The following is a 17904-nucleotide window of genomic DNA, read 5'->3' on the forward strand; positions in this document are numbered from 1 at the left end:
GACACACGTTTCCGCGCGGCCCCGTATGCCCGCGGCCGCTCCGGCCGCAGGGAGGGGCTCCCGGCCACTGGGACGGGACGCCGCCGGAGCGGACACGATCCGCTGAGGTGCGGCAGGGTCCGGTCTGGCCGTCCGATGTGTGCCGATCCCCTCGCGGCCTTTTCCGCAGGGCCGCCGGAGGGCGGCACTTTGCGGTACGTCGACTGGCCCTGCCCGGGTTCCGGGTACAGGCCTGAGGGCACTCGTCCACCAGGGACGCGCTCAAGCCCATTCTTAACAGGCCACCCACGACTGAAGGGGCGAATCGGGAAAAGTGATCGAAGTTCGATTGTAGTTCGTGTCCTCGGCGGGTGTGCGGTTCGCGGCACACCGTCCTGGATGTTCACCTGCCGCGTGGGGCCGTTCAGATTCTCCCGCACAGTCGGATCGCCTCTACCGGGGGTCCCCGCTTGACGGGCCCGTCCGAGTACACGCGACGGCGTTGGCCAAAATCGTGAGCGTGGTCGAGCCGAGCGCGGCGGGGATGATCGTGGCCCAAGAGGCGGGGCGCGTTCAGATCAGCCAGTGAAGACGACTTCGGGAACCGGTGCAGAGGACTACGGGAATCGACACTCTGGGAGGCCGCCCGGATCCCGCAGAGCCTTCAAAAACCCCTTCAAAAACCTGGGTCATTCAATAACCCCGAACCGCCGTTTTCTGACACGATCCGGGGCCATGACCGCCCTCGAACCGGCCGAGCCGGGCCTCCTCGTCGCCGAACCACTCGTCCGCACCGAGATCAAGATCGGGTACGCGCGAGTCTCGACCAGCGGGCAGAAGCTGGAGCGGCAGCTCGACGCGCTCACCGCCGCCGGGTGCCGGAAGATCTTCGCGGACAAGAAGTCCGGCAAGAACGCACTCCGCCCCGAACTGAAGGCGTGCCACGCCTTCCTCGACCCCGGCGACACCCTCGTCGTCCCGAGTCTGGACCGCTACGGCCGCAGCCTCCAGGACCTCATCAACATGGTCGCCGAACTGCGCGAGCGTGGGATCGGCTTCACCTCGCTGCACGAGAACCTGGACACCACCACCCCCGGCGGCCGGCTCGTCTTCCACGTCTTCGCCGCGCTGGCCGAGTTCATCCGCGAGCTCATCGTCATCGGCACCAACGAGGGCCTGGCCGCCGCCCGCGAGCGCGGCCGGGTCGGCGGGCGCCCGAGCGTCGCCACTGAGGAAGTCATCCGCGCCGCACGCGATCTGCTGCCTGACCCCGGCCGCTCGATCACCTCGATCGCCAAGCTGCTGGGCGTCTCCCCAGGCACCCTCTACAACCACATCCCGGACCTGCGCGAGCTGCGCGCTGGCGCCGTGCCCCGTCAGCTCGAAGCGCCGACGAGGTAAGCCAATTTCAACATGATCAACCTCAGCGGCACTTTCTGTACCGCAACTACTCACACCCGGTCTTGCCGCGCAAGCACGGTGGCGACGGCTTCGGCGGTGACGTCGGTGTGGATGGTCAGGTGCGGATGTACTCGTGCCCGGACGGGGCCATGAGCATGGGAGCTGATCCATGATGGTCTCCAACGGGCGCGCTCGGCAGCGTGGCCTCGGCCGGGCACGGGACGATGTCGTGGTGGTTCGACCTGCGCGCCAAGCCGGGCAGCCCGTTCCGGGGCGACGCTCCCGACGTGATGGACCGGCTGCGCGAACGTTTCGGCCACTGGTCGGAACCGCTCCCCACCGTGCTCGTCCACGCCCAGACCGCCCAGTTCTCCCCGCACTACGGCCACTGCGTCCCGGCGACCTGGGGCCGCGACCCCACCACCCTCATGGGGGACGCCGCCCACACGATGTCTCCGGCGATGGCGATGGGCAGGGTCCAGGCGCTGGAGGACGCCCGGGCGCTGAGCCGGTCCGTCGGCGACCTGCGCGGCTACGAACGCACCCGCGCCAAGATCGTACGCAGGGTCGCCAGGTTCGCGGGTCGGAAGATCCCAGCCGCCGGGGACCGCTGATGGGCCTCATGCCCGACTCGTTCTCCACCAGGTCCTCCATCTCCTGGCTCCGCTCGGCCAGCGGCTACCTCCAGCGAGCCCCCCGACCGCCCAGCGGCTCGAAAGCCGGTGTAGGCCCGCCACCGCCGGTCAGTGGCCGATGTTGCGGTCGCCTGCCTCGACCAGGCCGCTCTCGTAGGCGAAGATGACGATCTGGGTGCGGTCACGTAGGCCTAGCTTGGTGAGGATGCCGGAGACGTGCGTCTTGACGGTCGCGGGTCCGATGAAGAGCTCTTTGGCGATCTCGGAGTTGCTCGACCCGCGGGCCACGGCGGCCATCACTTCGCGCTCGCGGTCGGTCAGGCGTTCCAGACGTTCGGCCACGGCGGTGTTGACGCTCAGCCGCCGGGCGAACCGGCCGATCAGCCGGCGGGTGATCGAGGGGGCCAGCAGAGCGCCGCCGTCGGCGACGGTGCGCACGGCGGTGGCGAGCTGGTCGGGTGGGATGTCCTTGAGGACGAAGCCGCTGGCACCGGCGTGCATCGCCCGGTAGACGTACTCGTCCGGGTCGAACGTGGTCAGGATGAGCACCCTGACGTTCCAATCGGATTCGGCCAGGATCCGCTCGGTGGCCTCCAGACCGTCCATGTCCGGCATCCGGATGTCCATGAGGATCACGTCGGGCCGGTGCCGGCGCGCCGCCTCGATCGCCTCGGTGCCGGTCCCGGCCTCGGCGACGACCTCGATGTCGTCGTGGATCTGCAAGATCATGGCGAAGCCGCCGCGGACGAGAGCCTGGTCGTCGACGATGGCGACACGGATGCTCACGCGGGCTCGCCTCCGGTGGGCAGGTGGGCGGTGACGTCGAACCCGCCGTCCGGGCGCGGCCCGGCGTCGAGTGTGCCGCCCAACAGTAGCGCCCGCTCCCGCATCCCCACGATGCCGTGGCCGCGCGTTCCGTCCCGGGCGTCTCCCGGCAGGGCGGCGGTGCCGCCGCCGTCGTCGCGCACCTCGATGACGATCTCGCCACCGGCGGCCCCGAGCCGGACGTCGGCGTGGGCGCCGGGACCGGCGTGCTTGAGCACGTTGGTGAGCGCCTCCTGAACGATGCGGTAGGCGAACAGGTCCACGCGAGCGGGCAGTCCGGTCGGGAGCGTGGCGAGCGACAGGGTCACCGCGACGCCCGTTGCGCGGATCTGGTCGGCGAGGCGGGAAACGTCGGCCAGGCCGGGCTGGGGCTCGGGGCCGCCCGCATCGTTCTCAGGACGCAGGACGCCGAGCAGGTGGCGCAGCTCGGCCAGCGCCTGCCGTCCCTCCTCTTCGACCGCCCCCATCGCCCGCAGTGCCTGCTCCGGAATCGGGCCGTCGTCGGCGTGCGCGGCCATCGCCTTGGCCGCGCCCGCCTGAACGGTCATGACGCTCACCCGATGGGCCACCACGTCGTGCAGCTCGCGGGCGATGCGCGTCCGCTCCTCGGCCACGATGCGGACGGCCTGTTCGGCGACGAGCCAGGCGGCGTGGCGATCGCGCAGCCGGAGACCGCGCCCCACGTACCACAGGCCGACCATGACGATGACCCCGAAGACGGCCTCACTCCACGGCGTGGATTCCGTACGCAGGTCAACGGTGACCAGGGCGACGGCCGCCACGACGCCCGCGGGCCCCCGCCATGAGTCCGGCGAGTACCGCCCGGCGCTGTACAGGGCGATGAGCACCGGAACGCCGACGAGGTTGCGCGTGGTCGGCAGCAACAGGGCCCAGGCGATCAAGGTGACGCTCAGCACGGCCAGCGGGGCCCGGCGCCGCCAGTACAACGCCGTACCGGCCGCGGCGAAGACCGGCAGGGCGGCGAGATTGAGGTCGCGAAGGGGACGGAAGGCCAGCTCGTCTCCGGGCATGTCGTGCACGAGCACCAGCACGAGGAGGACCAGCCCGGCGAGGACGGCGTCCATGGCGCGCGGCCAGCGGGCGAAGGGCCCCCAGGGCCTTCCGGGGCGGCCTGCCGCGGCCTCGGCGGGCGGGCGGGAAGGCGGCGTTGTGCGGTTCACCAGCGCTCCACGGTGCGAGATGCGGTGCCCTCCGCGGCTTGTCGGCGGGCGCGGGGCCACCGTATGCGGGAACCGCACACCGGTCATCCGCCGCGAGGCGGAGCGGGCCTCCGCTGCGCGACGAGGATCGGTTCCGCCGGTGGAGGGGCGACTGCGGCGGCCCCGGCGAGCACGGTGGGTGCGACAGCTCACCCCGGCGCACTCGCCGCCGCATCCACCTCCCGAAGGAGCACCGTCATGCATCGCGTCATCCGTCGCATCGGCGACGCCAGCGCCCGCCGACCATGGCTAACGATCGGGCTCTGGACCCTCCTGGCCGTCCTGGTCATCGGGCTGGCGGGCACCGCAGGCGGCAGGTTCGCCGACGACCTCGTCGCTCCGGGCAGCCAGAGCGAACGGGCGATGGAGCTTCTGGAGGAGCGCTTCCCGCAGGCGGCCGGTGGCAGCGCCAAGGCGGTCTTCGCCGCTCCGGAGGGTGACCGGCTCGACCGCTACCGACCCGCCATCCAGGCGGCCCTCGCCCGGATCGCCGATGCCGAGGACGTGGCCGCCGTCGCCGACCCGTTCGCCACCGGCACGGTGTCGCGCGATGGGCGCATCGGCTACGCCGAGGTCACCTTCGACCGGCCCTCGGCCGGGCTCGGCCCCGAGCCGGTGAAGGCAATCACCGGCGCGCTGGAGCCGGTACGGGCCGCCGGCGCCGTCGCGGAGGTCGGCGGCGACGCCGCGTTCGTCAACGCCGAGACCGAGACCTCGGGCACCGAGGTGGCCGGTCTGCTGGCCGCTCTGGTCGTGTTGCTCATCGTCTTCGGAACGGTCGTCGCCGCCCTGGTGCCGATCGCGATCGCGATGGTCACGGTGGCCACCGGGCTGTCCGGCATCGCGCTGCTGGCCCATGCCATGGACGTCACGAGCGCCGCAACGAGCGTCGGAATGCTGATCGGTCTGGGCGTCGGCATCGACTACGCCCTGTTCATCGTGACCCGCTACCGCCAGAACCGGACGGCCGGTCAGGACAACCGCGCCGCACTGTCGAACGCCATGGCGTCGGCAGGCTCGGCGGTCCTGTTCGCCGGAGGCGCCGTCGTCGTCGCGATGTCGGCGCTGCTGCTGACCGGCTTGGGCCTACTGGCCTCGATCGGGCTCGGCGCCGCGCTGGTCGTCCTCTTCGCCGTGGCCACCGCCCTCACCCTGCTGCCCGCACTGCTGTCCCTGCTGGGCGACCGCATCGACGCCGGACGCGTCGTCCGCCGCCGCCGCTCCCCCGCCAAGCGCACCGAAGACGGGGCATGGTGGCGTCTGGCGCATCATGTCTCGGGCCGCCCCTGGCCGTATCTGCTCGGCGCATCGGCGCTGCTGCTCACGCTCGCCGCCCCGGCGTTGTGGATGCAGACCGGCTACCCCGACGCCGGCGACGACAGTACGAGCACGACCCACCGCCGCGCGTACGACCTGCTGGCAGAGGGCTTCGGCCCCGGCCACAACGCCCCGCTGCTGCTCGTCGCCGACCTGCGCCGCCCGGGCGTGACCGCCCAGACCATCCCCGACCTCACCGAACGTCTCACCGCCGACCCTGGCATCGCCGCGGTGGGCTCGCCGCGGACCTCTCCCCAGGGAGACGCGGTCGTCGTGCCCGCGATCCCCACCGGCGCCCCCGCGGACGCCGAGACCTCCCGGACGCTGGAACGCGTTCGCGACCTGGCCCCCGCCAACGTCGCCGTCTCCGGCATGACGGCCATGACCGACGACCTCACCCGGCAGCTCGACAAGACCCTCCCGATCTTCATCGCCGCGGTCCTGGCCACGTCGTTCCTGCTGCTGATGGTGCTGTTCCGCGCCGTCGTCGTGCCCCTGAAGGCCGCCGTCATGAACCTGCTGTCGATCGGCGCCGCCTACGGCGTCGTGGTCGCGGTGTTCCAGTGGGGGTGGTGCGCGGACCTGTTCGGCCTGGACGGAACGTATGCGACCGCCTCACCGCTGCCCACGATCTTCTTCGCGGTCCTGTTCGGCCTGTCCATGGACTACGAGGTGTTCCTGCTCTCCCGCATCCGCGAGAGCTACGACGCCACCGGCGACAGCACCGAGTCGGTCGCGCGCGGCCTGGTGGGCACCGGCCGGGTGATCACCTCCGCCGCTCTGATCATGACGGTGGTCTTCCTCGGCTTCGTCGCCCACCCGTCACCGCTAGTGAAGATGCTCGGCCTGGGCCTGTCCACTGCGATCATGCTCGACGCCACGCTCGTCCGGATGCTCCTCGTGCCCGCGACCATGGCCCTGCTGGGCAAAGCCAACTGGTGGCTCCCCCGCTGGCTCGACCGCCGGCTCCCCCACCTGACCGACCCGGCCACCGAGCCCCTCCCCGGCACCCCCGCGTCGACCCCGGCGCCCGCCGCCCGCCGCCGCTGAGAAGAACGCCCAGGTGACCAGCGCGCCCAGCGCGAGAGCGGCCCCGAGAACGGCGGGACCGAGCCAGCCGGTGGCGTCGAACAGCGCCGTCGTCGCGGCCGCTCCCAGCGCGGAACCGAGCGAGTAGAAGACCATGTTGGCCCCGATCGCGGCGCTGGTGCGGTCGGGGTAGGCGGTCGCGAGGGCGCGCTGGTTCGGGTGCCGTTGACCAATCGGCTGCGGGCCTCATTCATCGAGCCGCCGCGGATCCTGTGGAGCGGATCCGGTGACCGAGCCCCAGCTCGACACTGTCCGGCGGACCGCCGTTGTCGGCGAGGCCCGGCGACCGCCCGGATCCCGGTGTTGGTGCCGTACCCGAAGATCGCCAGCATCAGCCGCTCGGCCAACACCTCCGGCGCCAGGCTGGAGGTGCCCGCCACCGAGGTGACGGCGTTCAGGCAGCCGGTGCGCAGCACCGCCTCCTTGAGCATGTCGATCAGCGGCACCGAACCCCAGCGGCGTCCTACCTCGTTCTTGATCTTGCGTAGGTTCCGCGGCTCCTCCGCCGGGCCGATCTTCGTCAGCTGGATCGCACCGGAACCGCTGGGGCCTGGGAGGACCTGGTGTTCAAGCGCGACAAGCGCGGCCGCCGGCGGGTGGTGCGGATGGTGTACGAGATCGTCACCTTCCAGGCGCTGCGCGAGGCGCTGCGCTGCAAGGAGATCTGGGTGGTCGGCGCGGACTCCTTCCGCGACCCGGAGGAGGATCTACCCGCCGATTTCGCCGCCCGCCGTGCGACCAACTACGCCGAGCTGCGCAAGCCGCTGGACCCGGCGGTGTTCAGCGCCGAGTTGAAAGCCGAGATGCGCGCCGAGCTGGAGGCGCTGGACACCGCGTTGCCCACGCTGGACTGGGTGGAGATCAAGGACCGCAAGTTCCCGTCTCCTCGGGGCCGCTCCTGTCGTTTCGGCGTTCAGGCCGCTGATCGCCGTCGACGGCGGGCGCCACGCGCTGACAAACGCCTGACCATCGGGTCCACCGGCGGCGCCGGCACCTGACGTACCAGGGGGGAGACCAAGTAAGCGCGAAAGGGGGTTGCTCGGGTCTTCTGACGCCGGTCGTCTCTGATGACGGGCTGTCTGGGATCAAGAAAGGGCCGGCATCGCCGGGCCCTCATCTGGTGCAGCGAACGTCAGAGGTACTAGAGGTACTCGACCTTGCCGCCGCCGCTGGTGGTTCCCCTGACGACCTCCGGGTCGTATGCGCCCCTGAAGGCGATGTTGCCGCCGCCGAAGGTACCTGTGGTTTCGTCCGCGTCTAGCGGCAACGTTTGTCGATGAGTTTAGGCAACACCCCTGATCGTCCCATTGAGGTGTTGATGAGTTTCAGCAACACCCCGGGACTTGCGGTGTGCTGGCGGACAGCCGGCGCTAAAGAACAATTTCCGGGCGCGCGATTGTCCCGAGTTCTCGCTTGACCGTTGCGCGTCAGCCTGCAAGGGTGGCGCGTGCTTGCGATATGGATTGGGCTCATAACCCTGGGTGGCGCATCGCTGCAGCGGCTCACGGGTATGGGTTTTGCGCTGGTCGCCGCCCCGGGCCTGGTGCTGCTGCTCGGGCCCTGGCAGGGCGTGCTGCTGACGAACGCCGCAGCGTGCGCGATCAGTTCGATCGGACTCGCGAGCACCTGGCGACGGGTCACGTGGTCGTCGATGCTGCCGCTAGTCGGGGCTGCGGCGCTGACGATCCCTGCTGGAGCGTGGGTCGCGGACAAGCTCAGCGCGCAGTCGTTGTTGGTTGGTGTCGGCACCGTGGTCGTGGTCTCGGTTCTGCTGGTGCTCGCAGGCGTTCGCGTACACGCGTTGTCGGGACGCGCCGGCGCCATCACGGCGGGCGCGGCAAGCGGATTCATGAACGCTACGACGGGGGCTGGCGGGCCGCCGATTTCGCTGTACGCCACGAACGCCGGATGGTCGGCGGCGAAGTTCGTTCCGAACATGCAGGTCTACAGCGTGATGGCAAACGGTCTTTCCTTGATGGTGCGCGGTGCACCGAGGCTAACGTGGTCCGCATGGTCGCTAGCCGGTATCGGAGTCGTCGGCGGTGCGCTGATCGGGACCGCCTTGGCGAAGCAGATCACGGATGTTCGCCTCAAGGGCCTTGTGATGGGACTCGCGCTGATGGGTGGCACGGTCCTTCTTCTCAAGGGCCTGACGACGGGCTGACCTGGCATCGCCCTCGCGCCAACGGCGCAAGGCGCCCCGTTCGCCGGACGCCTGGGCTCGCCCGGCTACTGGAGGCCTGACCCTCTTATCCGGCGTTGGAGACCAGCCGTACAGCCGTTGGCGCTAAGCACTTGATCATGGACTTGGTGTAGGAACATTCGTGTCAGATCGTGCGCTAAGCCTTCGTCGACCGTCTCTCGGGGAGCCTGTTGGCCAGGGTCTACCGCTACGAGCACACGCCCCCGGAGCCACTGACCGTCGGTCGTCTCCTTCTCCTCCTCGCGGGGGCTGGACGACTCGACTCAGATCGAGGTGGTCGTGCCCACAGGCCCGAGCACCGAGGGCGGGATCGGTGACGAGCCGCCGCTGATCCTCACCGGCGGTTCCGGGGACTGGACGGTCTTGGGAGAGACGGGCCGACCGGTCCTCACCCTCAACGCGGACTACCCGGCCGGGCACTACATGCGCCTGGACGATCAACGCCACGTCCCCGACCACAGCCGGTAGCACGCAGGGCAGGCTCTACCGCATCTCGGCGTTCGGGTGGGGCTGGGATTGGAGCCGATCGCGCAGGTCGATCTCCTCGGCGGTGAGCGGGTCTTCGGGCCAGCGGCTCCGTACGGGCTTGGGCCGCAGCGGCAATCCGTCGTCCACCGCGGCGTCATCGGCTTCGGCCAGGGCCCGGTAGAGCGAGGCGACCGAGGGGTGCTTGCCCGCGCTCTTCCCGACCTTGATGGTGAGCTTCTTCGCGATGTCGGGGGACGGGGACGCCCTTGTCCTTCAGGGCGACCGCGAAGGTGAGCATGTCGTCGTCGACGACCTTCGGCCGTCCGCCGTGGTTGCCCTTGGACGCGGCGATGACCTGGCCTTTGAGGGTCTTCTCCCGGATGTAGTTGCGCTCGATCTGCCCGGCGACCGCGAGAACATCGCGCCCATGCCGTTGGGGTCGGAGATCCCGGTGAGCGGCCCGGTGAGGAGCTCGAGCTGGATGCCGCCGGCCTGGAGCTCGGCGGACAGCGTCATCAGCTCGGCGGCGTTCCTGGCCAGACGCTCGAGCTCGTGTACCGTGAGGATGACGGACGTCTCGGGCGCGGCCCGGGGGAACCGGTCGGCGGGGACAAGGATCTCCAGTTCCCCGCGGAGCGCGGGGACGAGGACGAAGCGGGGAGTGGTACTTCGCGGCGGTCCTCCCGCCCCGGGTGCGGCAGGCGCTGCCTGCGGGCGCGTCACAGTTCGGGCAGTCGTGACGTTCTACCGCAAGTGCGGCCTGATCGGGCGTGAGATCCATACGGGAGATCTCTCAGAAGTGCCTCACACAACGCGCAGGTTCTGAGGGGACTTTCGCGAACGGCGACCTGCGGAAACGTGATCACCCGGGGGCCGTTCTCAGAACTCTCACAGATGGTCATTTCTGCGAACCGCACGAGCTACATCCGGGTACGCGCGTACGTGTGCAGCGCGTCGCGGACGAACGTCGCCCCCGCCTCGTCGTCGTACATGGCGGCGAAGCGGGGGTCGTCGACGAACATGTCCCCAATGCCGTTCACCATCTCGATCGAGCGCTCCCGGTCGCCCTCGGCGGTGGGGGTGCCCGGGATCTGACTCAGCCACTGGACGTGCCGGGCAGCCAGTGACTGAGCGTGTTCCGATGTCGGCGAATCCCCGGCCTTCACCGCGGCGATCCATGCGGCAACGAGGTCTTCGGTGTCCTGTTTCCAGGCCCGCTGCTGGTCGAGACTCTTGCCATGCCACCAGTCGTTGCTCACTTGGAACGCGCGCTCGCCCCAACGTGAGATCACCTCGTCCTTGTAGCGGTCGTTGAACCCCGCCAACATGACATCCATCCGCGGTTCCACCCCCGCCTGCATGGCCTCCAGCGTGTGACGCACAGAGTGGATCTGCCGTTCGATGCGGTCCCGTTCCTCTTCCAACGCGGCGATGTGGGCGCGGAGCCCGTCGAGCGTGTCCACCTCCTCGGCCAGGACTTCGGCGATGGCCGGCAAGCCCATGCCGAGCCGACGCATGAGCAGGATCCGCTGTAGCCGGGCGACCGCGGCGGGGTTGTAGTAGCGGTACCCGTTCGCGCCGACCCGGGACGGGACCAAGAGCCCGAAACGGTCGTAGTGACGCAGGGTCCGGCTGGTGATGCCGGCCCTCGCCGCGAGCTCCTGGATCGTCCACTCCATCGCTCCATTGTCACCCGCGGCGCAGCGTGGTCGCGATGATCTCCGAGGCGTCGGCGAGCAGGGCCTGCGCCGCCGTCTGCCCGGTCGCCGCCAGGTAGGTGTCGACCAGCCGGTTGCCCGCGGCGTACCCCGCGCCCATCGGCAATCCCACCGGGGCGACGCCGAGGTGCTCCGCGCCGGGGTCGCCGTGCACCCAGGCGGTGAAGTTCTGCATGCCTGTCACGTCGAGCCCGGTGAGCACCTTGGCGAAGACCTCGTCGTCGTGCAGGTGCGGCACGCCGATGCGGGCGGGGCCAAGCTCGTCGCCGTAGAGCTGTCGGGCGAAGGCGTCGGCCAGGCCCTCGCCGACGATGTGCTCGCCGACCGTGACGGTCATCGGGTCCCAGATGACCCCGCCCGGGCTCCAACGCAGGTTGTGATTGAGCTCGTGCACGGCGGTGGCCTCCAGCCGCTCCACGTTCTCGGGGAAGGGCCAGAACGTGATGGCGATGTTGCCCGAGATGCCGCCGAACCCGGTCAATCCTTGGCAGGGACCCATGAAGTGTTCGTCACCCGGATCGCCGAGGACGAATAGCACGGTGATGTCCGGGGCCTCCAGCCCCGGCGTCGCCTCCAGCAGTACGGCGAGAGCGTTGTCGAGCGCGCGTTGCATCCGCTCCCAGGCCCCGGCCGCCGCCAGGGTCTCGAGCGCGTCGAGGCAACGCTCCTCGTCGCGGTCGATGGGGAACCCGGACGATTGGAGGTGTACGGCTACCAGGTCGAGCTCGCCTGGGTGGTAGCGGTACATACCCGCGTTGGCCTCCAGCATCGAACGCAGCAGGCCAACGCGGTCCGCGACCGGGGCCAGCAGGATCTGCCGCATGGCGGAGTAGGTGTCAAGAACGGTGATCGGCATGGCCCCGATGCTAGAAGTTGACGCAGCGTCAAGGTCAAACCAGCGGCGCTCTTCGTCGAGATACAGCCCGGCATGCCGCCACCCAGGCCCGTCGCGACCGGCGGTTCGCCGCTTTGTCCGCCACCACCGCCCGCGCCTTGGCATCCAGGCGGAAGAACTGCTCCAGCTCGCCGACCGTCACCTCATCACGGAACCGTCGATACCGCGCGACCTGCTCATGCGACAAGAAATCAACTGGCATGCCCAGGAACGTAGAGCCCCACCAACCACGCCAGACCTGCCGTCACCGAACCGTCGCCAACCCCGCCGCGCTACCGCCAAACCCGGTCCGATCCTCCTCGTGGGCCGATCCGGCATGTCCGGAGCGGTCGCGCGACCCGTGACGTCGACTGTAGGCAGAGTGACGCCATAGGTCGCTTGACGTGACGTCATTGTGGCGTCATGATTGAGGCATGGATCTGATGCCGTACGTGGAGAACCTCCGCCGCGAGCTCGCCGTCGCCGCCGAGGCGGGCGGCCCGGATGCTCGCGCGCTGGCCGAGCGCCTCACCGGCGCCCTGGAATCGGCCGCCAGGCTCACCATGCTGGAGGTGCTGTCGGCGGCGGCGGACGAGATCACCCGTGATCTCGCGCCGGGTTCGGTCGACGTGCGGCTGCGCGGCGGCGACCCCGCGTTCGTGGTGACACCTCCGCAGCCGGGACCGTCTTCGGTGAGCATGGCCGGCGGGGCGGAGACCGCACGGGAGGCCGGGCAGGCGTCCGCCGAGGTGCCGTCCGCCGAGGAGGGCGGTACCGCTCGGATGACGCTGCGATTGCCAGAGCATCTCAAGGGGCGCGTGGAGGAGGCGGCCGGCCGGCAGGGGATCTCGGTCAACGCCTGGCTGGTGCGCGCCGTCTCCGCGGCGTTCGAGCCTGGCACGAGGAGCGGCTCCACCGACCGGCCGCAGCAGCCCCAGAGCGGGCGCAGCTACACCGGCTGGGTGCGTTAGCGGCACCCGCCCGGCCCCATCACCACTCATCGCCCGGCCCCGAGGCCGGGATGTTCCACCGGACCCATGAGGAGGGCTCCGCCATGCCTGCTTTCGACACCCCCGAGCCGATCACCGCCGACATCCAGATCTACGTCGGCCAGGTCCGCATCCACGCCGGCGACCGCGCCGACACCGTGGTGGAGGTGCGCCCCAGCGACCCGTCCACCGAGGCGAGCGTGCGGGCCGCCGAGCAGACGATCGTCGAGTTCTCCGGTGGACGGCTGCTGGTCAAGGGCCCCAAGCCCAAGGCCCTGGGGTACCTGCTGCCCTGGCGCGGCTCCATCGAGGTGACCGTCGACCTGCCGGCCGGGTCCCGCGTCGAGGCCGAAGTCGCCGCGGACTTCATCGCCACCGGCCCGCTCGGTCAGACCGTCCTGCACAGCTCGAACGGCGACGTCCGGTTGGAGGAGACCGGCCCGCTGGAGGCCAAGACGTCCATCGGCGACATCTCCGTCGACCGGGTGACCGGCCCCGTCGAGGCGACCACCTCCACCGGGACGATCCGGATCGGAACCATCGACGGCCCCGGCACGGTGAAGACCTCCACTGGCGCCATCACCCTCGGCGATGCGACCGGTGAGCTGCAAGTGAAGACCGCCACCGGCGACATCAACATCGACCGCGTGCTGGCCGACCTCACCGCCAAGGCCGCGCACGGCCGGATCCGGATCAGCGCGGCGGTGAAAGGCACCCTCCACTTGGAGAACGGCTCCGGCAAGGTCGACGTCGGGATCGCCGAGGGCACGGCCGCCTGGCTGGACGTGCACTCCAAGAACGGCGTGGTGCGCAACACCCTGACCGCAGCCGAGGGCCCCGAGACCGCCGAGGCGGTTGTCGAGGTGCGCGCGCAGACCAACTACGGCGACATCGACATCCACCGGTCCTGACCCCCCGAACACCAGCGAGGAGACCCCCCATGAGCGACGCGATCACGGCCGAAGGACTGGTCAAGAGATACGGCGAGGTAACCGCGTTGGACGGGCTGAGCTTCTCCGTCCCGCAAGGCACGGTGCTCGCCCTGCTCGGCCCGAACGGCGCCGGCAAGACCACGACGGTGCGGGTGCTGACCACGCTGCTGCGCCCCGACGGCGGACGCGCCACGGTCGCCGGATGCGACATCGTCGATGACGCCCGGCGGCTGCGCTCGTACATCGGGCTGTCCGGCCAGTACGCCGCCGTCGACGAGCACCTCACCGGCGCCGAGAACCTGGAGATGGTCGGGCGCCTGTACCACCTGGGCGCCAAGCGCAGCAGGGCCCGCGCCCGCGAACTGCTCGAACGCTTCGACCTCACCGACGCCGCCGACCGTCCGGTGAAGGGCTACTCCGGCGGCATGCGCCGCCGCATCGACCTGGCCGGCGCGCTGGTCGCCGACCCGCCGGTGCTGTTCCTGGACGAACCCAGCACGGGCCTGGACCCCCGCGCCCGCGCCGCGCTGTGGGACACCATCTCCGAACTCGTCGCGGCCGGCAGCACACTGCTGCTGACCACCCAGTACATGGACGAGGCCGACCGCCTCGCCGACCAGGTCATGGTGGTCGACCACGGCCGCGCCATCGCTCGCGGCACCGCCGACGAGCTCAAGGACCAGGTCGGCGGCAGCCGCATCGAGCTGACCGTGTCCGACGCCGCCGAGCTGGAGACCGCCCGGCAGACGCTCGCCTGGGTCGCCGTCGGCGCCATGCGGACCGTGCCGGATTCGCTCCAGATCACCGTCCCGGTCACCGACGGTCCCGAGTCGCTCCGCCAAGCCCTCGGGCGGTTGGCCGAGGCAGGAGTCCGGGTGCGGGACGCCGGGCTGCGGCGGCCCACCCTCGACGACGTCTACCTCACCCTGACCGGGCACCAGGCGTCCGGCGCCGACGAGCAGGTCCAGGAGGCCACCCGATGAACGCGCTCACCATGCCCGTCGCCGACGGCTGGACCATCGCCAGGCGCAACACCCTGAAGATCCGGCGGTCGCCGGACCTGCTCGGTGCCGCGATCATGTTCCCGATCGTGTTCGTGCTCATGTTCGCCTACGTCTTCGGCAGCGTCATCGACGTCCCGGGGATGTCGTACCGGGAGTTCCTGCTCCCCGGCATCTTCGTCCAAGCCGTGATCATGGGCGCGCAGATCACGGGCTACACGCTGACCCTGGATCTGCAGAAGGGCATCTTCGACCGGTTCCGCTCGCTGCCCATGGCCCCGTCCGGGGTGCTGATCGGCCAGACGGTCAGCGACCTGCTGATGAACCTCGCCAGCCTGGTCGTCATGGCGGTGATGGGACTGATCGTCGGCTGGCGCGTGCACACCTCGCCCTACGAGGCCGTCCTCGGCTTCGGGTTGCTGCTGCTGTTCGCCTACGCGTTCTCCTGGTTCACCGCGACCGTCGCGCTGGCCCTGCGCACTCCGGAGAGCTTCAACAACATCGCCACCATGGTCTCCTTCCCGCTGATGTTCATCTCCAACGCCTTCATCGACAGCTCCAAACTGCCCACGCCGCTGCGCGTCGTCGCCGAGTGGAACCCCGTCTCCACCTTCACCCAGGCCACACGCGAACTCTTCGGCAACACCAGCTCCGCGATGAAGACCTCGGACGCCTGGCCCATGCAGCACGCCATCCCGGCATCACTGCTCTGGATCACCGTCATCCTGATCGTGTTCGTCCCGCTGGCGACCCGCCTCTACAAGAAGGCGGTCAGCGGCTGACCGTCGACGCAACGCAAAAGGCGCCCCACTTCCGCCCGCACCGGAGGGGCGCCTTCAGCGTGTTCGCTCGAGCTCCCGCATGACTCCGGACCCGGGGAACAATGGAACAGCCGTTAGCGCAAAGGGGCTGATTTTACTGGCTACTCGGTCTCCGTGGGGTGGAGGACCTGGTCCTGAAGGCGTTGCCGGAGGTCGGCTTCCTCCGGCGTGAGCGGATCGTCCGGGCGTCGGATGCGGACTCGGCGGGGGCGGGGGATGTCGGAGCTTGGCGAGCCGGGGTCGGCCTTGCAGTGCGGGCAGGGGCGGCGCTCGACGTCGTCAGCGTCGCTCGGGGAAGCCTATTGAGGGACCGTCATGTCCGTGGATGCTGTCACAAACGATTCTCAGAAGTACCCCGAATTCACCTTTGAGTGAGAATGGGGTTCTGTGAACCGAACCGGCGCTTCGCGATCTCCGCACGGCTCTTTTTTACCTTGCTCCGGGAAGGACCGTTTACGCGAGACGCGTAGTGGAGTCGCCGCTATCGCTTGGGAGTGTTCCTGGTTCGGATCAAAGTGTGGGATCTGGTTTCCGGGCCGCCGGTCAGCTCATTCCACCGATCCACCCTGCCGTATCGGGCGGTGGTCGCCGCTCCCGGTCTGGACGCACGTCCAGCCGGGCGCTCTTGCTTCAGATCGGCGAGGAGGTCATCCAGGGCCTTTGCGAGGGCTGCGGTGTTGGCCGCATCGAACCAGGTGGTGCGGATGCGCTCGTTGTTCCCCTTGGGCGTCTCGTGGTCTGCGGCGAGTTGGTGCAGAGGGCGGGTCTCGTCGCCCAGGGAGCGGCCGACGTTCTGGAAGAGGCCGCGCACATAACGGTCGGCGGCCTCGGAGGCGATGCCGTGGGCGGTGGCCCACGAGGTGAGCGTGGCGAGATAGGTGTAGTGGGCGGTGAGCGTCCCCGTCAGTGCGGAGAAGACGTTGAAGGCGCCCTCGTCCGCGACGGGGAGCACTCCGCCCAGCTGCTCGAAGAGAGAGTCCACCACGGGGTGCGAGGGGCAGGTCACGGTGACGGAACGGCGCTCGCGCACCGCGGGCAGCGGGATGGCGCGGATCCATCCGCACCATCGCCGCCGGCGTCAAAGTCTCGGTCGGGGTCGTCCACAAGACCCTTACAGACGTTCAGCCCGACGTCGCAGCCGCCGAGGACACCGCCCGCTGACCAGCCTCCTCAGTGCCTGCTGCCCGGTTGGCATTCTCAGGTGCGGCTGTCGTACACGCGCCGGGCCGTGAGCAGGTCCGGAACGGCGTGGCGTGCCCAGTCGGCGAGCGCCTCCAAGGGGTCGCGGATCTGCTCGGCCAGCCGGGTGATGGCGTACTCCACGCTCGGAGGCGCGGTCGGGTAGACGGTCCGGGTCACCAGGCCGTTGCGTTCAAGGTTGCGCAGGTTAAGGGTCAGCATCCGGCGGCTGACACCCTCGATGGCACGTTCGAGCTGGGTGAATCGTCGAGGTCCCTCGCCCAACTCGACCAGGATCTGGATGCACCATTTGTCGCCGATCAGTGCCAGCACCTCCGGGAGCGGGCAGTCGTCGTTGGGTGCGGGCTCGACCTGGTCTGTTACTGCGGTGTTCCGTCGCGCCAAGAAAGTGCCTCCTTCCCGCAGGACTGATCCTTTCCCAAGATGAGTGTCGTTACAAGTCGTAACGTTCCTGGCCAGAAGGATGTCTTCATGCCTTTCGCGCGAAGTGACGGACGCAAGATCGCCTATGAGGTGACCGGGAGCGGCTCACCCGTGGTGCTGCACCCGGGCATGTTCGAAGACGGCGGGCACTGGGCCCATCTCGGCTACACCGACGCCCTGGCGGCATCGCACACGGTGATCGCCGTCGACCCGCTCGGGCTGGGCGCCAGCGACGCGCCCCGCGAGCGCGCGGCCTACGCGGTCGAGCGGCGCGCCGCGTACGTCGTCGCCGTGCTGGACGACCTCGGCCTGGACCGGGCGGCCTTCTGGGGGTACTCCCTGGGCGCGATGACCGGTTACGCGGTGGCCGCGCACGCCCCAGAACGGCTGACCCGGCTGGTGGCCGGAGCATTCGACCCCAACGGCTTCCTGGCACGGGTCCCCGACACGCTCGCCGCGCTCGGACTGCCCGCCGATTTCGACGTCTACAAGATCGTCAGGAACGGCGCGCTGGAATCCCCCTACCAGACCGCTGTGATGGACGCCGGCGACACGGCCGCATACCGAGCCAACTACGACATGTTCTCCCAGGAGCCCGGCCTGGGCGGCGCGCTGGCCGCCTCCGGGGTGCCCACGCTGATGTATGCGGGCACGGCCGACCCCTGGCACGACCCCATGCAGGACTACGCCCGCGCCCAGGGCATCGAGTTCTTCTCCGTCCCCGACGCCGACCATGGCGGCGCCATCCGCCGACCGGACCGAACACTCCCCCGAGTGCTGCCATTCCTGCGTGAGAGGTAAACGTGCGC

At 69.7% G+C, this 17904-nt stretch carries 20 protein-coding genes; 11 read left to right on the forward strand and 9 right to left on the reverse strand.

The annotated features are described in order from the left end of the window. The first annotated feature begins 714 nt into the window (after positions 1-714). Positions 715-1380 (forward strand): recombinase family protein, encoded by a 666-nt coding sequence (locus OHA34_RS03635; RefSeq protein WP_329520694.1) that lies wholly within the window; start codon positions 715-717, stop codon positions 1378-1380. Positions 1381-1580: 200 nt separating this feature from the next. Then, positions 1581-1994: an FAD-dependent oxidoreductase gene (locus OHA34_RS03640; RefSeq protein ID WP_329520695.1), complete on the forward strand. Its 414-nt coding sequence runs from the start codon at positions 1581-1583 to the stop codon at positions 1992-1994. Between the two features lie 129 nt (positions 1995-2123). On the opposite strand, the gene OHA34_RS03645 is transcribed toward OHA34_RS03640, so the two are convergent. Both OHA34_RS03645 and OHA34_RS03650 read right to left on the reverse strand, forming a co-directional pair. Further along, positions 2124-2801: a response regulator transcription factor gene (locus OHA34_RS03645; protein ID WP_285943371.1), complete on the reverse strand. Its 678-nt coding sequence runs from the start codon at positions 2799-2801 to the stop codon at positions 2124-2126. Then, the gene (locus tag OHA34_RS03650; protein WP_285943370.1) at positions 2798-4021 is read right to left on the reverse strand and encodes a sensor histidine kinase; all 1224 of its coding nucleotides are present in this window, start codon (positions 4019-4021) and stop codon (positions 2798-2800) included. The genes OHA34_RS03645 and OHA34_RS03650 overlap by 4 nt, the downstream gene beginning before the upstream one ends. Positions 4022-4258: 237 nt before the next feature. Between OHA34_RS03650 and OHA34_RS03655 the strand changes: the two genes are divergently transcribed. From OHA34_RS03655 to OHA34_RS03670, 4 genes are all read left to right on the forward strand, one after another. Continuing rightward, complete coding sequence (locus OHA34_RS03655; protein WP_329520696.1) at positions 4259-6427, forward strand: MMPL family transporter; 2169 nt, start codon at positions 4259-4261, stop codon at positions 6425-6427. Between the two features lie 602 nt (positions 6428-7029). After that, complete coding sequence (locus tag OHA34_RS03660) at positions 7030-7464, forward strand: hypothetical protein (RefSeq protein WP_329520697.1); 435 nt, start codon at positions 7030-7032, stop codon at positions 7462-7464. Between the two features lie 422 nt (positions 7465-7886). Further along, the gene (locus OHA34_RS03665) at positions 7887-8630 is read left to right on the forward strand and encodes a TSUP family transporter (protein WP_329520698.1); all 744 of its coding nucleotides are present in this window, start codon (positions 7887-7889) and stop codon (positions 8628-8630) included. Positions 8631-8948: 318 nt separating this feature from the next. After that, entirely contained in the window at positions 8949-9137 is a 189-nt protein-coding gene (locus OHA34_RS03670; protein ID WP_329520699.1) for a hypothetical protein, read from the forward strand. A gap of 15 nt (positions 9138-9152) precedes the next feature. Here the strand turns inward: OHA34_RS03670 and OHA34_RS03675 are convergent, their stop codons facing one another. The 5 genes from OHA34_RS03675 to OHA34_RS03695 form a co-directional block, all read right to left on the reverse strand. Beyond that, positions 9153-9284 (reverse strand): hypothetical protein, encoded by a 132-nt coding sequence (locus tag OHA34_RS03675; protein ID WP_285943365.1) that lies wholly within the window; start codon positions 9282-9284, stop codon positions 9153-9155. Positions 9285-9291: 7 nt separating this feature from the next. Continuing rightward, entirely contained in the window at positions 9292-9918 is a 627-nt protein-coding gene (locus OHA34_RS38405) for a zinc finger domain-containing protein (RefSeq protein WP_443029612.1), read from the reverse strand. Between the two features lie 139 nt (positions 9919-10057). Continuing rightward, positions 10058-10816, reverse strand: coding sequence for a MerR family transcriptional regulator (locus OHA34_RS03685; protein WP_329520701.1), 759 nt, complete (start codon positions 10814-10816; stop codon positions 10058-10060). Between the two features lie 10 nt (positions 10817-10826). After that, positions 10827-11711: a DUF2268 domain-containing protein gene (locus tag OHA34_RS03690; RefSeq protein ID WP_285943362.1), complete on the reverse strand. Its 885-nt coding sequence runs from the start codon at positions 11709-11711 to the stop codon at positions 10827-10829. Between the two features lie 34 nt (positions 11712-11745). Continuing rightward, positions 11746-11952, reverse strand: a complete 207-nt coding sequence (locus tag OHA34_RS03695) for a hypothetical protein (protein WP_285943361.1) — start codon at positions 11950-11952, stop codon at positions 11746-11748. A 211-nt stretch (positions 11953-12163) separates the two neighbouring features. On the opposite strand from OHA34_RS03695, the gene OHA34_RS03700 reads away from it, so the two are divergent. The 4 genes from OHA34_RS03700 (at position 12164) to OHA34_RS03715 (ending at position 15433) form a co-directional block, all read left to right on the forward strand. Further along, positions 12164-12700, forward strand: coding sequence for a toxin-antitoxin system HicB family antitoxin (locus OHA34_RS03700; protein WP_285943360.1), 537 nt, complete (start codon positions 12164-12166; stop codon positions 12698-12700). 83 nt (positions 12701-12783) lie between these two features. Then, positions 12784-13629 carry a DUF4097 family beta strand repeat-containing protein gene (locus OHA34_RS03705; RefSeq protein WP_285943359.1) on the forward strand — a complete coding sequence of 282 codons (846 nt, stop codon included), beginning with the start codon at positions 12784-12786 and terminating at the stop codon, positions 13627-13629. A gap of 29 nt (positions 13630-13658) precedes the next feature. Then, positions 13659-14633: an ATP-binding cassette domain-containing protein gene (locus OHA34_RS03710; protein ID WP_285943358.1), complete on the forward strand. Its 975-nt coding sequence runs from the start codon at positions 13659-13661 to the stop codon at positions 14631-14633. Beyond that, a complete protein-coding gene (locus tag OHA34_RS03715) occupies positions 14630-15433 on the forward strand; it encodes an ABC transporter permease (protein WP_285943357.1) in 804 nt (267 codons plus the stop codon). Before OHA34_RS03710 ends, OHA34_RS03715 begins: the two co-directional genes overlap by 4 nt. A 520-nt stretch (positions 15434-15953) precedes the next feature. Here the strand turns inward: OHA34_RS03715 and OHA34_RS03720 are convergent. Both OHA34_RS03720 and OHA34_RS03725 read right to left on the reverse strand, forming a co-directional pair. Beyond that, positions 15954-16502, reverse strand: a complete 549-nt coding sequence (locus tag OHA34_RS03720; protein ID WP_329520702.1) for a hypothetical protein — start codon at positions 16500-16502, stop codon at positions 15954-15956. 167 nt (positions 16503-16669) lie between these two features. Next, the gene (locus OHA34_RS03725; protein ID WP_285943355.1) at positions 16670-17056 is read right to left on the reverse strand and encodes a winged helix-turn-helix transcriptional regulator; all 387 of its coding nucleotides are present in this window, start codon (positions 17054-17056) and stop codon (positions 16670-16672) included. Positions 17057-17143: 87 nt separating this feature from the next. Here OHA34_RS03725 and OHA34_RS03730 point away from each other — a divergent pair, with 87 nt between their 5' ends. Further along, complete coding sequence (locus OHA34_RS03730) at positions 17144-17896, forward strand: alpha/beta fold hydrolase (protein WP_329520703.1); 753 nt, start codon at positions 17144-17146, stop codon at positions 17894-17896. The last annotated feature ends 8 nt before the right edge of the window (positions 17897-17904 follow it).

The organism is Spirillospora sp. NBC_01491 (assembly GCF_036227065.1).
Taxonomy (GTDB): domain Bacteria; phylum Actinomycetota; class Actinomycetes; order Streptosporangiales; family Streptosporangiaceae; genus Spirillospora; species Spirillospora xylanilytica.

Excerpts from the sequence above, each read along its gene's own strand:
- OHA34_RS03635 (WP_329520694.1), top strand. The coding sequence starts at position 715 with ATGACCGCCCTCGAACCGGCCGAGCCGGGCCTCCTCGTCGCCGAACCA.
- OHA34_RS03655 (WP_329520696.1), top strand. The coding sequence starts at position 4,259 with ATGCATCGCGTCATCCGTCGCATCGGCGACGCCAGCGCCCGCCGACCA.
- OHA34_RS38405 (WP_443029612.1), bottom strand. The coding sequence starts at position 9,918 with ATGGATCTCACGCCCGATCAGGCCGCACTTGCGGTAGAACGTCACGAC.
- OHA34_RS03685 (WP_329520701.1), bottom strand. The coding sequence starts at position 10,816 with ATGGAGTGGACGATCCAGGAGCTCGCGGCGAGGGCCGGCATCACCAGC.
- OHA34_RS03690 (WP_285943362.1), bottom strand. The coding sequence starts at position 11,711 with ATGCCGATCACCGTTCTTGACACCTACTCCGCCATGCGGCAGATCCTG.
- OHA34_RS03695 (WP_285943361.1), bottom strand. The coding sequence starts at position 11,952 with ATGCCAGTTGATTTCTTGTCGCATGAGCAGGTCGCGCGGTATCGACGG.
- OHA34_RS03700 (WP_285943360.1), top strand. The coding sequence starts at position 12,164 with ATGGATCTGATGCCGTACGTGGAGAACCTCCGCCGCGAGCTCGCCGTC.
- OHA34_RS03705 (WP_285943359.1), top strand. The coding sequence starts at position 12,784 with ATGCCTGCTTTCGACACCCCCGAGCCGATCACCGCCGACATCCAGATC.
- OHA34_RS03710 (WP_285943358.1), top strand. The coding sequence starts at position 13,659 with ATGAGCGACGCGATCACGGCCGAAGGACTGGTCAAGAGATACGGCGAG.
- OHA34_RS03715 (WP_285943357.1), top strand. The coding sequence starts at position 14,630 with ATGAACGCGCTCACCATGCCCGTCGCCGACGGCTGGACCATCGCCAGG.
- OHA34_RS03730 (WP_329520703.1), top strand. The coding sequence starts at position 17,144 with ATGCCTTTCGCGCGAAGTGACGGACGCAAGATCGCCTATGAGGTGACC.